This window comes from Devosia soli, from assembly GCF_000970455.1.
Lineage (GTDB): Bacteria > Pseudomonadota > Alphaproteobacteria > Rhizobiales > Devosiaceae > Devosia > Devosia soli.
The window spans coordinates 122,811-138,061 of sequence record NZ_LAJG01000024.1 but is presented as its reverse complement, the minus strand read 5'-3'; the positions used below and the strand labels follow the sequence as shown (position 1 = coordinate 138,061).

13 protein-coding genes are annotated in these 15,251 nt (G+C 61.6%); 11 read left to right on the top strand and 2 right to left on the bottom strand.

Annotated elements, in window-relative coordinates; genetic code table 11:
- Window positions 1-156: 156 nt before the first annotated feature.
- A complete protein-coding gene (locus VW35_RS14190) occupies window positions 157-2,310 on the bottom strand; it encodes a TonB-dependent receptor domain-containing protein (RefSeq protein WP_046143719.1) in 2,154 nt (717 codons plus the stop codon).
- Between the two features lie 197 nt (window positions 2,311-2,507).
- Here VW35_RS14190 and VW35_RS21025 point away from each other — a divergent pair, with 197 nt between their 5' ends.
- Genes VW35_RS21025 through VW35_RS14170 form a run of 5 tightly spaced genes read left to right on the top strand, consistent with a single transcriptional unit; the run spans window position 2,508 to window position 6,548 of the window.
- The gene (locus tag VW35_RS21025; RefSeq protein WP_083982803.1) at window positions 2,508-2,663 is read left to right on the top strand and encodes a hemin uptake protein HemP; all 156 of its coding nucleotides are present in this window, start codon (window positions 2,508-2,510) and stop codon (window positions 2,661-2,663) included.
- 9 nt (window positions 2,664-2,672) lie between these two features.
- Window positions 2,673-3,740 (top strand): hemin-degrading factor, encoded by a 1,068-nt coding sequence (locus VW35_RS14185; protein ID WP_046143718.1) that lies wholly within the window; start codon window positions 2,673-2,675, stop codon window positions 3,738-3,740.
- A 12-nt stretch (window positions 3,741-3,752) separates the two neighbouring features.
- The gene (locus VW35_RS14180) at window positions 3,753-4,628 is read left to right on the top strand and encodes a heme/hemin ABC transporter substrate-binding protein (protein WP_046143717.1); all 876 of its coding nucleotides are present in this window, start codon (window positions 3,753-3,755) and stop codon (window positions 4,626-4,628) included.
- A gap of 11 nt (window positions 4,629-4,639) precedes the next feature.
- On the top strand, window positions 4,640-5,731 hold the full coding sequence (locus VW35_RS14175) for a FecCD family ABC transporter permease (RefSeq protein ID WP_046143716.1): 1,092 nt from the start codon (window positions 4,640-4,642) through the stop codon (window positions 5,729-5,731).
- A 4-nt stretch (window positions 5,732-5,735) separates the two neighbouring features.
- Window positions 5,736-6,548: a heme ABC transporter ATP-binding protein gene (locus VW35_RS14170; RefSeq protein ID WP_046143715.1), complete on the top strand. Its 813-nt coding sequence runs from the start codon at window positions 5,736-5,738 to the stop codon at window positions 6,546-6,548.
- Window positions 6,549-6,700: 152 nt separating this feature from the next.
- Here the strand turns inward: VW35_RS14170 and VW35_RS14165 are convergent, their stop codons facing one another.
- Window positions 6,701-7,801, bottom strand: coding sequence for a Gfo/Idh/MocA family protein (locus VW35_RS14165; protein WP_046143714.1), 1,101 nt, complete (start codon window positions 7,799-7,801; stop codon window positions 6,701-6,703).
- Between the two features lie 316 nt (window positions 7,802-8,117).
- Here VW35_RS14165 and VW35_RS14160 point away from each other — a divergent pair, with 316 nt between their 5' ends.
- The 6 genes from VW35_RS14160 to VW35_RS14135 all read left to right on the top strand — a co-directional run bounded on the left by VW35_RS14160 (window position 8,118) and on the right by VW35_RS14135 (window position 15,176).
- Window positions 8,118-9,176, top strand: a complete 1,059-nt coding sequence (locus VW35_RS14160; RefSeq protein ID WP_046143833.1) for a LacI family transcriptional regulator — start codon at window positions 8,118-8,120, stop codon at window positions 9,174-9,176.
- Window positions 9,177-9,823: 647 nt separating this feature from the next.
- Window positions 9,824-10,135: an STAS domain-containing protein gene (locus VW35_RS14155; RefSeq protein ID WP_046143713.1), complete on the top strand. Its 312-nt coding sequence runs from the start codon at window positions 9,824-9,826 to the stop codon at window positions 10,133-10,135.
- A gap of 19 nt (window positions 10,136-10,154) precedes the next feature.
- Window positions 10,155-10,523: a response regulator gene (locus tag VW35_RS14150; RefSeq protein ID WP_046143712.1), complete on the top strand. Its 369-nt coding sequence runs from the start codon at window positions 10,155-10,157 to the stop codon at window positions 10,521-10,523.
- Window positions 10,520-12,607, top strand: a complete 2,088-nt coding sequence (locus VW35_RS14145) for a chemotaxis protein CheA (RefSeq protein ID WP_046143711.1) — start codon at window positions 10,520-10,522, stop codon at window positions 12,605-12,607. The genes VW35_RS14150 and VW35_RS14145 overlap by 4 nt, the downstream gene beginning before the upstream one ends.
- Window positions 12,604-13,101: a chemotaxis protein CheW gene (locus tag VW35_RS14140; protein ID WP_046143710.1), complete on the top strand. Its 498-nt coding sequence runs from the start codon at window positions 12,604-12,606 to the stop codon at window positions 13,099-13,101. Before VW35_RS14145 ends, VW35_RS14140 begins: the two co-directional genes overlap by 4 nt.
- On the top strand, window positions 13,098-15,176 hold the full coding sequence (locus tag VW35_RS14135) for a HAMP domain-containing methyl-accepting chemotaxis protein (protein WP_152662597.1): 2,079 nt from the start codon (window positions 13,098-13,100) through the stop codon (window positions 15,174-15,176). Before VW35_RS14140 ends, VW35_RS14135 begins: the two co-directional genes overlap by 4 nt.
- Window positions 15,177-15,251 lie beyond the last annotated feature (75 nt).

Here is a 15,251-nt window from a genome sequence, read left to right as displayed (position 1 = left end):
ATTGATCCTCCCAAAAGACCGCCCGGCGTTTTCGCTTCGGGCGATGGAGGGACGCTATTATAAAGTACTATTATATGTAAAGAGGCTTTGCAGCAGATGCGCAAACGGCGGCCCGAAGGCCGCCGAAAAGTTCGTAAGTCTCTGATTTTCAAAAGCTTACCAGTCGAACTGCTTGGCGACCGAAATCTTGAAAGTGCGGCCGGTAGAGCGATCAATCGAGAGGTTCGGGCGGTAATCGGCGTTAAAGAGGTTGTCGATGCCAAGCTGCAACTCGGTGCCGGCGAGAGGGCCGGTCTGGGGTTTCCACGAGGCGAAGAGGTCGACCGTCGCATAGGCATCGGCCGGGCCATCGGCGCCGAACGGACCGGCGGCGACGATGTAGCGGCCCTGATCGGCAATGGTCAGGCGGGCGCCCATGTCGAGATCATGTTCGACATTGCGGATGCCCAGGGTCAGCGCCAGATTGTTTTGCGGCACGGTGGTCAGCGGCGTGTTGTTGACGAGATTATCACCCACCGTGATGCCATAGGCGAGGCTCGCATAGAGCAGTTCCGCGTCATAGGAGGCTTCGACCTCGACGCCATAAATGCGCGCCTTGCCGATATTGCCATAGTAGGGAACCGTGGCGCCGCCGAATGGACGGGCGGTGTTGGACGCGATGAGATTGGTCAGGTCGCTATAAAAGGCCGTGGTCTTGAGCGCGGCGGTGTCGCCGGACGTCAGTAGATCGTTGCCCGAAAGCGAAAAGCCGGCTTCGATCGTATTGGCTTCTTCCTTGAGAAGGCCAAGGCTCGTTGATTTTGGTGCAGACCGGCCCGGTGAGGCTGCAGCGACGGAATAGAGCTCGTCGATGGTCGGCAGACGCTCGGTATGGGCGATGGAGCCGAAGACACCGATATTGTCGGTTAGTTCATAATGGGCGGCGAGCTTCGGGGAGAAGGCGCTGCCTTCGATATTGGCGGCGCCAGTCGTTGAATTGACCCAGTGGAAGTCTCCACGAGCCCCGGCGATGAGGGTCAGCTTCTCGGCCCAGATGAATTCGTTCTGGGCAAAGATGCCGAGCTTGTTCTCGGTACCCTGCGGATGCGCTGGGAGCGGCGCTGCAGTGCCCGGGCGAACCACGGAACGATCCTGCGTCGAGGCGGCAAAACCGGTAGTCAGATAGTTTTCGAACCCGTCGCCGATCCATTCGATCGTGTTGTCGGCAGTGAGCTGCCAGGTCTTGTAGCCATAGCGCGTATCGAGAAGGATGCTGTCGGCCGTCACATTCTGAGGGAAGGCCGGATTGACCGGCCCGATCACGGTCCGCGGCGCCCCGAGGGCGTAGCGGTGATTGGTCTGGTCGTTCTGGGTGTCCGAATAGCTGAGATTGACTTTGAGATCGACCCAGGGATTGTCGGTCGCCGGGTTTTCCCAATGCAGCACCGCGGTCTGGTCGAGCACCGCGCGATCGGTGACGCCGAAAAGCGAGGAGGTGCCCGTCTGGGCATAGGCCTGATCCTTCGCATCGCTGGTCCAGCGCTGGTAGGAGAGGCTGAGTTCCTGCTCGTTATTGTCGCCGAAATGGGCCGTGCCCTTGATGAGCCCGGACAATGTGTCAAAGCCAGAGCCGGCGAGTTCGCCACCCTTGGCGAGCTCGACATTGTTGCGGCGGCGCCAATTGCCGGCGGCGAGAATTTCGAATGTGTCGGTAACCTGCTGGGCCAGCACCGCCGAGGTCAATGTGCCCAAGCCATTGGTGTCGAGCGAGGTTTTGACGCGCAGGGCGCCGGAATTGCCGTCCTGCAGAAAGTCCGACGCATCCTTGGTGGTGAAGTTGATGACGCCACCAATGGCGCCTGCGCCATAAAGGGTGGACGAGGCCGGGCCGCGCAGCACTTCGACCTGCTTGTAAAGTTCCGGATCGGAAAAGAACGAGCCCATGCGGTACTGCTCGTTGAATTTCGGTGCGCCATCGATGTTGATGATGACGCGCGAGCCGTCCGACGAGTTTTCGGTCGTGCCGATGCCGCGGATATTGAAGGCCTCGCCGAACTGGCGCTGGCTGCCGACGACGGTAACGCCGGGAACGGTGGCAAAGAGCGCACCGGTCGTGTCGGCCTGTTCCTTGTCGATATCGGCCTGATTGAGCACCGTCACCGCCTGAGGTGTGTTGATGGCAACTTTCGGCGCCCCCGCACCGATGACCAGGCGTTCGAGAAGAGTGATATTCGTTGCGTTGACGTTCTGCGCCTGCGCCGCCTGCTGCGCGACGAGCGCCAGCGCGACGCCGCCCAAAAGCGCGGCCGTGCGTGACCTGACCAGCCCCATGTCTGTCTCCAGTTTTTTAAAAGTCTTTTTGTGATCGGCTGGCTGGCGGGAGGCGGGCTGACCGGTTGAAAGAATTCATGACTCTTTCAATCACCTATTGCGTCGATAATTTAATATGGCTATGTGAGTCAAGTTTAATTCTCTTGCCGGAGCATTCGTGCTGAATGCTCTAAGGCGATGAAGTTGTTGGATAAATCATGCCGCCAGGTGGCTCCGATTCCGCTGTTTCCCCCATCAAAATCGTCTCGAGCGCCGAGATTCTGGATGGGGCATCCGAGCTGCAGATCGAGCACAAGGGCATGATCTATCGGCTGCGCGTCACCCGGCAGGACAAGCTCATTCTCACCAAATAGGCCCGCGCTGTGACCGAACCGACATCCAAAACCGCCGAAGACATCCGCCGCCTGCGGGCACTTAATCCACAGATGCGCGAGCGCGATTTTGCGCGCATTCATTCGATCAGCGAAGGGCAGTTGGTGGCCGCTGAAGTCGGCCATACGGCAACGCGCCTCAAGGTCGAGATGTCAACGCTGCTTCATGGCCTGACAGGCGTTGGCGAAGTCATGGCGCTTACACGCAATGAAAGCGCGGTGCACGAAAAGATCGGCGTCTATGAAGGCGTGTCGGTCAATGCCCATGCCTCGATCGTCTTGGGTGAGCAGATCGACCTCCGCATTTTCCCGAGCCGCTGGGTACATGGCTATGCCTTGGAAAAAGCCATGGAAGACGGCACGACCAAGCGCTCGCTGCAGTTTTTCGATCGTGCGGGCAATGCGGTCCACAAGGTGCATGCGCGCCCCGCAACCGATATTGCGGCCTGGACCAAGCTCGTCGGCGAACTGCGCCACGACGAACAGGTCGATACGCTCGAGGTCACGCCCTATGTGAAATCCGCGCCGGAAGCCGCGCCCGCGCCCGCGCCCGCGCCGCTCTCCGAGCTTCGCGCGGGCTGGGAAGCGATGACGGACACGCACCAGTTCTTCGGGCTCTTGAAAAAGCTCAACTATCCCCGGCTTGATGCGCTCGAAACCGTGGGTGAGGATCTGGCGTGGCAGCTCGATCATGCTGCCGTCGAAGGCATGTTCCGCAAGGTGGCGGGCACAGACCTGCCGATCATGGTCTTTGCCGGCAATGAAGGCTGCATCCAGATCCACTCGGGGCCGATCCATAAGGTCTCGCCCATGGGGCCATGGCTCAACGTGATGGACGAAACCTTCCACCTCCACCTGCGGCTTGACCATGTCGTTGCGGCCTGGGCGGTGCGCAAGCCCACCAAGGATGGCCATGTCACCTCGGTCGAGCTCTATGACGCGAACCGCGAACTGATCATCCAGTTCTTTGGCAAGCGCCACGAAGGCCATGGGGAGCGCGACGAATGGCGCGCCGTCGTCGAGCAATTGCCGCTGTTCTCCACCCCCAACGCTGCCTGAGATTTGTCAACCATGCGCATTTTTACCTCTTTTGCTGCGGTGCTAATTGCAGCTTCGCTTTCCGTGGCGCCGCTTTCGGCCGCGGAACTGCACAAGTTTGCCGATGCGAGCCGCCTGGTGTCGATCGGCGGTTCGCTGACCGAAATCATTTATGAGCTCGGTGCCGAGGGCACGCTGGTCGCCCGCGACCAGACCGCGCTTTATCCCGAGGCGGCCTTGGGCCTGCCTGATGTTGGCTATATGCGCGCTCTTGCGCCTGAAGGCGTGCTTTCGGTCAATCCGACTGGTTTGCTCGTTATCGAAGGCAGCGGCCCGCCGGAGGCGCTCGAAGTGCTCTCCCATGCCGGCGTCGACTACCAGACCGTGCCGGAAGGCTATTCGGCTGAGGGCGTTCTTACAAAGGTGCGGGCCGTTGGCGATGCGCTGGGGCTTGAAGACAAAGCCGAGGCGCTCGCGGCCAAGCTTGAGGGCGAATTTGCGGCGCTGAAGACCCGCACCGATGCGGTGGAAACACCAAAGAAGGTGCTGTTCATCCTCTCCAATCAGGGCGGCCAGATCCAGGCTTCGGGCACCGGCACGGCGGCCAATGGCATCATCGCGCTGGCCGGCGCTGAAAACGCCATCACCGAATATGAAGGTTATCGCCCGCTCTCCGAGGAGGCCATCACCGCCGCAGCGCCTGACGCGATCCTCCTCATGGATCGCGGTGGCGACCATGGCGCGACGGAAACGGAACTCCTCGAACATCCGGCGATCGCCCTGACCCCAGCGGGGCAGAACAAGGCGATCTATCGCATGGATGGCGCCTATCTCCTCGGCTTCGGTCCGCGCACCGCGGCTGCAGCCACCGAGCTTGCCGACCATCTTTATGGTCCCGCCGCGCACTAAGGGGTCTTGCCATGGACAGCACCATGCCACTTGCCGCAAGCGGCGCGCGGACCCGGCCCGACGGCGATCGCAGCCATATCGGCCGCATCACCGTCATCGCCCTGGTCTTTGCGCTCCTTGCGGCCATGGTCCTGTCCATGACCACGGGCGCCTCGGGCGCCTCGCTGGGCAATTTTCTCGGTGCCCTGATCTCGGGGTCCGAGGGAGCCGATGCGCTGCGCGACTATGCCGTCATCGTCAATATCCGCCTGCCGCGCATGGTGCTCGGCGTGCTCATCGGCGCGGGCTTGGCGGTGTCAGGCCTGTTGATGCAGGGCCTTTTCCGCAACCCGCTGGCCGATCCGGGCTTGGTGGGCGTGTCGAGCGGCGCGGCACTGGGGGCGGTTGTCATCATCGTGCTCGGCGGCACGGCAATGGCCCCCTTCACGACCGCGCTCGGCATCTGGTCATTGCCGGCCGCAGCTTTTGGCGGTGGGCTCGTCACCACTTTCGTCCTCTATCGCGTCGCAACGCGCGGCGGACAGACCGCGATCGCCACCATGCTCCTTGCAGGCATCGCCATCGGTGCGCTGGCCGGCGCTTTTTCCGGTGTGCTCACCTATATCGCCAGCGAAAACCAGCTCCGCGACCTGACTTTCTGGGGCATGGGGTCGCTGGCCGGCGCCACCTGGATCAAGGTTCTTGCCGCCGGGCCGATCATTTTTGCAGCGCTGGTCTTCGCCGGTTTCCTCGCCAAGGGCCTCAATGCCATGACGCTTGGCGAAGCGACGGCGTCCCATCTTGGCGTGCCCGTGCAGCGGTTCAAGCGCATCACCATTGTCGCTGTGGCTGCAGCGACCGGCGCCTCCGTCGCCGTCAGCGGCGGCATTGGTTTCGTCGGCATCGTCGTGCCGCATCTTCTGCGGCTCGCGATCGGGCCGGATCATCGCTATCTGCTGCCCGCCAGCGCCCTCCTCGGCGCGACCTTCTTGCTCTTTTGCGATGCCCTGAGCCGCACCGTGGTTGCGCCGGCGGAACTGCCGATCGGCATCGTCACGGCAGCCTTCGGTGGGCCGTTCTTCCTCTGGATCCTGCTGCATCGCCGCAGCGCCTTTGCCTGGTAACACCATGATCGACATCGATAGCGTCTCGGTAAAGCTCGGCACGCGGCAAATCCTCCACGACGTGTCGCTGAGCGCGTCTTCCGGAAAACTGACGGCAATCATCGGGCCGAATGGCTCGGGCAAGTCGACGCTGCTCAAAGCCCTTTGCCGAGACCATGCCTATTCCGGCGTCATCTCGATCGATGGCCGCGATATTGCCGGCATGAGCCCGCTAGAAATCGCGAGCCTCCGCGCCGTCCTGCCGCAATCGTCCAACCTGCCTTTTCCCTTCACTGTGCGCGAAGTTGTCGCCATGGGGCTGACCGCCGGGCGGCCAGGTGTCGATCGCCGCGCGCTGCACCACCTGCCCGAAGAAGCGCTCAACCGCGTCGATCTCGGCGGCTTTGGCGGGCGCTTTTATGGCGAACTCTCGGGCGGCGAGCAGCAGCGCGTGCAATTGGCGCGCGTCCTCTGCCAGGTCTGGGAGCCGGTGATCGATGGCGTGCCGAGGTATCTCTTCCTCGACGAGCCGGTCTCGAGCCTCGACATAAAACACCAGCTGATGATCATGGACGTCGCCAAGCGCTTCGCCCGCTTGGGCGGCGGCGTCATCGCCGTACTGCACGATCTCAACCTGACCGCGCTGTATGCCGATGCGATTCTGGCGTTGCGCGATGGGCGGGTCGTGGCGAGCGGGCGACCGGAAAAGGTGCTGACCGATGCGGTGCTGGAGCAAGTGTTCGATGTGCCGCTGCGGGTCGGCGTGGCGCCGCGGGCGGGGACGCGGTTCGTTTTGCCGCAGTCGGTGGAGATGGCTGCAAGAGCGAGTGTCGCCTAACCCTTTCGTAGGCGTTGCCCACCCCCCTAGCCTCCCCCATCTAGGGTGAGGTACGCATCGAGTTTTGGAGGGAAATCTGGTCCAAGCGCCGGCCCTACACCTCACCCTTGATTGGGGGAGGTGTAGGGAGGGGGTGATGGTGGACGCTGGTTTTACCGCCCCAGCTTCCCATCGACGATCGAGGTCGCCAGAGGCGCGGGGCGGGTGACGGGTGTCGTGATTTCGACCACCTGGCCGGTCTTTGATGAGGTTTCGAACGCTTCCATGACTTCGAGCACATGGAGCGCCAGATCGCCATTGGCGCGGTGGGGACGGTTTTCGACGATAGCGTGGGCCATGTCGGCCAGACCGATCGAGCGGTAATTGCCATCGGCATAGGGCTGGTCGGTGTCGACATTAGTCCATTGCCCGCCCTTTTCCATGATCTCGACTTGACCGCCAAAATGGTTCGGATCGGGCACGATCAGGGTCGCGTCGGTGCCATAGATTTCGAGCGGTACGTGCCTGTGTCCGGCAACGTCAAAGCTCATCGAAATCTGGACGACCGCGCCATTGGCAAAGACCAGCGTGCCGGACACGTGGGTCGCGACGTGGACGGGGATGACTTCGCCATTACGCGCTTCGGAGGTGATGGTGCGCGTATTGCGCAGCATGGTGCCGAAGCCCGAGACCTTGGCGACAGGGCCGAGGAGATTGACGAGATCGGTGATGTAATAGGGGCCCATGTCGAGCATGGGGCCGCCGCCTTCTTCATAGTAGAAGGCAGGATTGGGGTGCCAGCGCTCGTGGCCGGGGCACATGAAATAAGCCGTGCCGCCGACAGCCTGGCCGAGCTTGCCTTCATCGACGATGCGGCGGGCCGTCTGGTGGGAGCCGCCGAGGAATGTATCGGGCGCTGAACCGACACGAAGATTTTTCGCCTTGGCGGCCTCGATGAGCTTCTTGCCTTCGGCAAAGACAACCCCGAGCGGCTTTTCGGAATAAACGTGCTTGCCCGCCTCGATCGCGCGTAGACCGACCTCCACATGGGCTTTCGGGATGGTAAGATTGAGGATGATCTCGATTTCGGGATCAGCAAAGATCTCCTCGATGCTGACTGCCTTGAGGCCGAACTCATCGGCGCGGGCCTTGGCCGCTGCCGGATTGAGATCCGCCACTGCCTTGATGTCGAGAACCGGAAAATCCTTGGCCGCCTTCAGGTAAGCCGCCGAAATATTGCCCAAGCCGATAATGCCGATGCCAACCTTGCGCATCTTGTCTCCTCACGCCGTGCCGATCGGCACGAATTCCAACTCCCGCCGCCTTTGGCAGCATCCGAGATCGCTTCCGCCATGTTCCGGTCCTTGCCGGAAACCTTTGCAATGGACGGGGCGAGACTCTTCCTCGGTATGGTGACATACGTACATCAGGCTCGTCCAGAGCGTGCAGCACGATCGATGGCGTCGTATTCTTTTCAAAGAACATGCGGATCATCCCAGAGATGCGCGCTTTTTCTTGATCTATCCGGGCCAATCTGGTGTTGTTCCCGTCTTTAAGGGCGTCCCCAAGAGGACGTGTCAGGGGATAAAAGTGTCGCAAGACGATTTGCCGTCCGCCGGGCGCAACAAGCGCGGCGTGAAGCCTTCCGGCAAGCCGACGCTCAAGACCATTGCCCAGATGACGGGCCTTGCGGTCACCACCATTTCACGCGCGCTCAACAATGCGCCGGAACTGGCCCAGGAGACGCGCGACCGCGTCCAGCGTATCGCCGCCGAGATCGGTTACCTGCCGGACCGCGCGGCGCTTCGCCTCAAAACCGGGCGCACCAACGTCATTTCGCTCGTTCTCGAGCCCGACGAACAGATCTATGGGTTCGGCACGTCGCTGGTGACGGGGATCAGCGAGTCACTACGCGACACCTCGTATCACCTCGTCATTGCACCGCTCTTTCGCAATGTGCAGCCGATCGAGCCGATCCGCCATATCGTGCGCAATCGCATGGCCGACGGCATCATCTTCTCGAAAGCCGAGAGCTTCGACGAGCGCATCCGCTTCCTCATCGACAACGACTTTCCCTTTGTCAGCCATGGCCGCAGCCACTGGCCCGAGCCGCACCCATTTGTTGACTATGACAATGAAAGCTACGCTTATGGGGCGACGCTGCGGCTGGCGTCGCTGGGCTGCAAGAAGGTCTCGATCGTGCTGCCCGACAGCGCACTGACCTATACTGATCACCTCAAGAGCGGCATCGAGCGGGCGGCGCGCGAAGCCGGGATCGCCTATGAATTCGCGGCCGACATCAACCTGGCCAGTCCGACCGACGCGATCCGCAACTATGTCATCAAGCGCTCCAAGCGCCCCGATGGGCCCGATGGCTATATCTGCGCTTCCGAAGTCTCGGCGCTGGCTATTCTTGGCGGGCTCAATGAAGCCGGGCACAAGGTGGGCGAAACTGCCCATGTCGTGACCAAACAATCATCATCGATGTTCATGCAATTCCAGCCGGCGGCGGAAACCGTGCCGGAGGATTTCGTCGATGCCGGCCGCCAGCTCGGACAAATCCTGCTGCGGCGGATTGCCGGCGAAACGGACGGGCTCAACTATATCGCTCAGCCGCAATTTTCCTGGGCGAACAAGAACGTTGACTGACCACCGGACAATGATCCGAAACGGGAAAGCATCCGACGCGAAATCCGCCTTCTGAGTGGATTTCGTTCGTGTCCCGCGGTTAAGTGGCTGATATCGATCATTTCTGCTGCGGACTGCTTAAGAGGCCTCTTCCGTAATTTTACGGAGCTGGTGCTCGATGCGTGGAATGCGGCGCAATAAAGGCAGTCGCCATGCGTTCCTGAACGCCGTGTCGTCCCATAAAATTGCATTGATTGACGGCGTCGCAAGACCCGGACGCAGTAGGCCGGGCAATGAATCAAACAGTATTGGCGCGGAAAGGACTCTGAATCGACTCAGAGTCTATTTGCTTTGATTCTGCACGGCGCAGGCTGGATTCTGAATCGGGCTGCTCCGATCCTCTTCTAGATTCCAGTATTGGATAATTGTTTATACTAACAGATGGCTATCTAGATTAGTAAAAATCTTGATGCTGTAACCAATGATTAAGCCATTAATGGAATTATCCTAGCAAGGCCGGATGGGAATACGGCTGCAGACATCGTCGCAGAATTTTGGGACGGGTTCGCGCGCCGCCTGAATACTTCGTACCGTTTATCGGTTGTTAACACCCCAACGCCTGAGAGCATTATGACATCGCTGATATCTACTCCGACCCGGTCGTCACCATGACCGGGACCAGTATCTTCACGCTTGTTTTGACCGGCGATGTCTCGGTCAAGTCCGCTCAAGACGTGCTCGGCCGCCTTAAGGAGGCGCTAGCCGCCAATGCCGCTGTCGCGCTCGACACCAAGGACATCACCCAGGCCGACGTGACCACCGTGCAGTCCATTCTAGCGGCGCGGAAAAAGGCTGCGGCCACGGGCAAAGCCCTGACCCTGGCGGGGGCGCCGGGCCCCAAGCTGCAAGCGGTGCTCGAGGGCGCGGGTTTCCTGAACCCCGCGCAGCCGGCGGCGCACTTTTGGACCGCACACACCTAACACGACGGGACGCGACGGCATGACCAAGACAATTCTCACCATTGATGACTCCGCCTCCATTCGCCAGATGGTTTCGATGACGCTGACCTCTGCCGGTCTTGATGTGATCGAGGCGGTGAATGGCCAGGATGGCTACGACAAGGCGACCGCCAACACGGTCCATGCTGTCATCACCGACCTCAACATGCCGGTGCTCAACGGCATCGAGTTCATCCGCAAATATCGCCAGCACCCCTCGAGCAAGGGCATTCCGATCATCCTGCTCACCACCGAATCCGATGAGGAGCTCAAGCGCCAGGCCAAGGAAGCCGGCGCCACCGGCTGGATCGTCAAACCCTTCAAGCAGGACCAGTTGCTGGCCGTCATCAAGAAGGTCACAGGGGCATGAACATCTCCGACCCCACCGAGACATTCCGCCAGGAGGCGCGCGAGCTGCTCGACCAGCTCGAAGCCGGCCTTCTGGACCTCGAGCAGGATCCCTCCAATGCGGACCTGATCAACTCGACCTTCCGCGCCCTTCATACGATCAAGGGTTCGGGCGCCATGTTCGGCTTCACCGCCGTTGCCGAGTTCGTCCATGATTTCGAAACGGCCTTCGACCGGGTGCGCAAGGGCGAGAGCGAGGCCAATGCCGCCCTGATCGGGGTGGCGCTCGATGCCAAGGATCACATTCATCTCCTGATCGAAAATCCCGATGCGCCTATCGACGGCGGCGCGGCGATCCTGATGGCGCTGCGCGCTAGCCTCGATGGCGGCACGAGCGGCGCTCACGCCGAACCGGCCCCTGTCGAGCCCGCGGTTGCAGCGCCCGCTGCAGCGTCCACAGCAACGAGCCAGGCCAAGGGCTGGCGGCTGACCTTCTATCTGCCTGCCGATGCGCTGATCTATGGCACCAATCCGGAGCTGCTGCTGGCCGAACTGGCCCAGATCGGGCCGACGAACGTGCTCGCGCTCACCGATCGCATTCCCGATCTCGAAGTGATGGATCCCGAAGTCAGCTATCTCGGCTGGCAGGTCGATCTTGCCGTGGCCGACGATCCGACGGCGGCGATCGACGATGTCTTCCTGTTCCTGCGCGACAATATGGACCTGACCCTCGTGCCGCTGGCGGCGGAGGCTCCCTCGGGCGCAGGCGTCGAGATCAGCCTCGAAGATGTCATGCCCGAAGCCCCGTTCGTCGCCGAGCCCCCGGCGCCGGCTCCTGCCGTGGCGAGCGAAGTGGCCCCGGTTGCCAAGCCCGCGCCGGTAGCGAAGAAAACCAAGCCCGCAGAAAAGGCGGAGGCGGACAAGCCGCAGGCGACCTCGCTCCGCGTGCCGGCGGAACGGCTCGACGAACTGATGGACCGGGTGGGCGAACTCGTCATTGCCCAGGCCCGCCTCAGCCAGATCGCGGCGAGCTCCTCCGATGCCGGCCTCAAGACCATTGCCGAGGAGCTCGAGCGCCTGTCTTCGGGACTGCGTGACACCACCATGGGCATCCGCATGGTGCCGATCGGGACCATCTTCTCCCGCTTCCGCCGCCTCGTGCACGATCTGTCCAATGAACTGGGCAAGCAGATCGAATTCATCACGACCGGCGAAGAAACCGAGCTCGACAAGACCGTGATCGAGCGCCTCGCCGATCCCCTGGTGCACCTGATCCGCAACTCGGTCGACCATGGTCTCGAAAGCGCGGAAAAGCGCGTGGCCGCAGGCAAGGACCCCAAGGGCACCGTGCGTCTCTCGGCCGTGTATTCAGGCGCAGAAGTCGCCATCTCGGTGATCGACGACGGTGCCGGCCTCAATCACGAGCGCATCCGCGCCAAGGCCGAGGAAAATGGGCTGATCCTGCCCGAGGCCAAGCTGACCGAGCAGGAACTGAATCACCTGATCTTCGCGCCCGGCTTCTCGACGGCCAAGGAAGTCACTGCCCTTTCCGGCCGAGGTGTCGGCATGGACGTCGTCAAGCGCACCATCGACGGGCTTCGCGGCACGATCGATGTCGCAACGACGCCAGGCAAGGGTTCGGTCTTTACCCTGCGGCTGCCGCTGACCCTGGCCATCATCGATGGCATGCTGATCCGGGTCGGGGGCGGGCGCTACACCATCCCGCTCGCCGCCGTCGAGGAATGCGTCGAATTGCCGGCGGGCGTCGAAGCCAATGCCAAGGGCCGCAATTTTCTCGATATCCGCGGCTCGCTCGTGCCCTATCTCCGCCTTCGCGAAGTTTTTGGGCTCAAGGGCCAGGGCGACGAGCACGAAAAGGTGGTCATCGTCTCTTCCGGTGAGGGCCGGGTCGGGCTCGTGGTCGATCAGATCATCGGCAACAACCAGACCGTCATCAAGCAGCTCTCGAAACTGCATTCGGGCATCAAGTCCTTCTCCGGCGCCACCATTCTCGGCGATGGCACGGTGGCGCTGATCCTCGATACGGCGCACCTCGTGGCCTCTGGCCAGTCCTATGTCGAACGCAATCTCGGGAGAGCCGCATGAGCGAGAACCAGGACGTCATGACCGCGCTCACCATCCGCCTCGAGGACGAGCTCTTTGCCGTCGAAGCGAGCCGGGTTCGCGAAATCCTCGATCTCGTGCCGATCACCGAAGTGCCGAGCGCGCCTTCCTTCGTGGGCGGTCTCATCAACGTACGTGGCCGCGTAGTGCCGCTGGCGGACCTGCGGGTGATGTTCGGCATGGAACGGCCGGAGCCAGACGAGGACACGCGCATCGTCGTCATGGAAGTCGATATCGACGGCGAGCCGACCATTGCCGGGATCCTGGCCGATAAGGTGCACGATGTCACCGATATCGAGGCCGCCTCGATCGAAGAGGCACCCAAGGTCGGCATGCGCTGGCGCCCCGAATTCGTCAAGGGCATCGGCAAGCGCAATGGCGGCTTCATCATCATTCCGGACATGGAAAAGATTTTCGAGACACCGGCTGGCAGAAGCCAGGCCGGAGCTGCTTCAGAAGAAAGGGCTGCATCGTGAGAGTAACGATTAAGACCAAGCTGGCGGCGACTTTCGTCGCGGTTGTCGCCATGTCTGCCGTGGGCATGTTCATGGGAATCCAGAACCTCGGCTCCCTCAGCCAATCGATGGAAGCCATCATCGAAGGCAATGTTCAGCGCATCCAGATCGCCGCCGATCTCAATGCGCGCACCCTGCGCGTCGCAAGGGATGAAAAGAACCTGATCCTTGCATCAGACGAAGCAGGTTTCGCGCAGTTTTCTGGCCAGATCGAGACTGAAAAGGCGGCGATCGTCGGGGAGATCGCAACGCTACGCGATCTTTCGAGCGAGGCCGGCAAGCAGCGCGTCGATGGCTTTGCCAAGGCCTGGGACGATTATCTCGTCCAGCACGGCGAAGTGCAGCGTCTTGCAAAACTCAATTCCAATATGGTCGCGAGCGAGCAGATCGAGGCTGCGGGCGCTGTCCAAAAGGGCGCCTTCGATACTTTGCACGCTATCGAGGGCCGTCTTGAAGCCGACGTCGCGAACGGTTCGCCGAGCGCTGATTTTGCGAGCTATCGCCTCCTCAAGAGGCTCGATACCCAGATGCTCGAAATCTCGCGCGATATCCGAAATGTCGTTCTCAATATGGGCGATCCGGAGCGGCAGAAGGGCTATGTGGCGGCGCTCGCCGATCGCCAGGCGGGGCTCCTCAGCGCCATCGATGAGGTGGGCAAGAGCCTGCCGGCAGGCGAACGGGCGGCTTTCTCTACATATCGCGACCAGGTTAATGGCTGGCTCAATGGCGTCATGAGCGCCCAGGCAACTGCTATCGAAAACGGCGACTTCGCTGCGACAGCCCTTGCCAATGGTGCAGCCCGCGAAGCCCGCCAGGTCTCGGTCGATGCGCTCAATTCGATCATTGCTCTCAATGACGAGCAGATGCAGCAGGCCAATACCGAAGCGATCAATCTTTACGAACAAAGCCGCATGATGCTGATCGCGCTGATGATCGGCTCCGCTCTCGTTGCGGCCATTGCGGCCACCTGGATCGTGCTTTCGATTTCGAAGGCCCTTTTGAGCGCCGTGCGCCTTGCCAACGAAGTGTCGGGCGGCGATCTCAACGCCACCGCATCGGTCAAGGGCGACGATGAAGTCGGCGATCTGATCAAGGCGCTCAATGCCATGACGCAGAAGCTGCGCGATGTCGTCTCGGAAGTGACCGCAGCGACACGCAATGTCGCCTCGGGCAGCCAGGAAATGTCGGCAACGGCCGAACAGTTGAGCCAGGGCGCCACCGAACAGGCATCCTCGACCGAAGAGGCTTCGGCCTCGATGGAAGAAATGGCCGCGACGATCAAGCAGTCTGCCGACAATGCGAGCCAGACCGAAAAGATCGCCCGTCAGTCCGCTGCCGACGCGATTGCCTCGGGCGAGGCCGTCAACAACGCCGTCTCGGCCATGCAGACGATCGCTGAAAAGATCATGGTGGTGCAGGAAATCGCCCGCCAGACCGATCTTCTGGCGCTCAATGCGGCGGTGGAAGCCGCCCGCGCCGGCGAACACGGCCGGGGTTTTGCGGTTGTGGCTTCCGAGGTGAGAAAACTCGCCGAACGGAGCCAGGCGGCAGCCGCCGAAATCTCGACCCTTTCCGGGACGACGGTCAAGGCGGCGCAGTCGGCCGGCGAAATGCTCAACAAGCTCGTGCCCGATATCCAGCGCACGGCCGAACTCGTCGAGGAAATCTCGGCCGGCAGCCGCGAGCAGAATGCTGGTGCAGCCCAGATCAACACCGCGATTCAGCAGCTCGACAAGGTCACCCAGCAGAACACCTCTGCGGCCGAAGAAATGTCCTCGACCGCCGAAGAACTGGCAAGCCAGGCCGAACAGCTCCAGGCCGCGATCAGCTACTTCCGGGTGGATGCCATGGCGGCAATGGCCAGCATTCAGCCCAAAAATGCAGCCAAGCGTGACCTGCGCTCGGCAGTCATGGCTTCGTCGCCGCATATGAGCGCGACGACGCGCGCCAAGACCAATGCCGGTGGATTCGATCTCGATCTCGACGGCGGTGCCGACGATCTCGACGGCGAATTCTCCCGCCGCAACGCTGCCTGAAAATGCAAGCCGGGATGCCGCGGTGGACGACGCGGCATCCCTCCCAGACCCCAAGCGTAACGACGCGTAAAAACC

Excerpts from the sequence above, each read along its gene's own strand:
- VW35_RS14190 (WP_046143719.1), bottom strand. The coding sequence starts at position 2,310 with ATGGGGCTGGTCAGGTCACGCACGGCCGCGCTTTTGGGCGGCGTCGCG.
- VW35_RS21025 (WP_083982803.1), top strand. The coding sequence starts at position 2,508 with ATGCCGCCAGGTGGCTCCGATTCCGCTGTTTCCCCCATCAAAATCGTC.
- VW35_RS14180 (WP_046143717.1), top strand. The coding sequence starts at position 3,753 with ATGCGCATTTTTACCTCTTTTGCTGCGGTGCTAATTGCAGCTTCGCTT.
- VW35_RS14175 (WP_046143716.1), top strand. The coding sequence starts at position 4,640 with ATGGACAGCACCATGCCACTTGCCGCAAGCGGCGCGCGGACCCGGCCC.
- VW35_RS14170 (WP_046143715.1), top strand. The coding sequence starts at position 5,736 with ATGATCGACATCGATAGCGTCTCGGTAAAGCTCGGCACGCGGCAAATC.
- VW35_RS14165 (WP_046143714.1), bottom strand. The coding sequence starts at position 7,801 with ATGCGCAAGGTTGGCATCGGCATTATCGGCTTGGGCAATATTTCGGCG.
- VW35_RS14155 (WP_046143713.1), top strand. The coding sequence starts at position 9,824 with ATGACCGGGACCAGTATCTTCACGCTTGTTTTGACCGGCGATGTCTCG.
- VW35_RS14150 (WP_046143712.1), top strand. The coding sequence starts at position 10,155 with ATGACCAAGACAATTCTCACCATTGATGACTCCGCCTCCATTCGCCAG.
- VW35_RS14145 (WP_046143711.1), top strand. The coding sequence starts at position 10,520 with ATGAACATCTCCGACCCCACCGAGACATTCCGCCAGGAGGCGCGCGAG.
- VW35_RS14140 (WP_046143710.1), top strand. The coding sequence starts at position 12,604 with ATGAGCGAGAACCAGGACGTCATGACCGCGCTCACCATCCGCCTCGAG.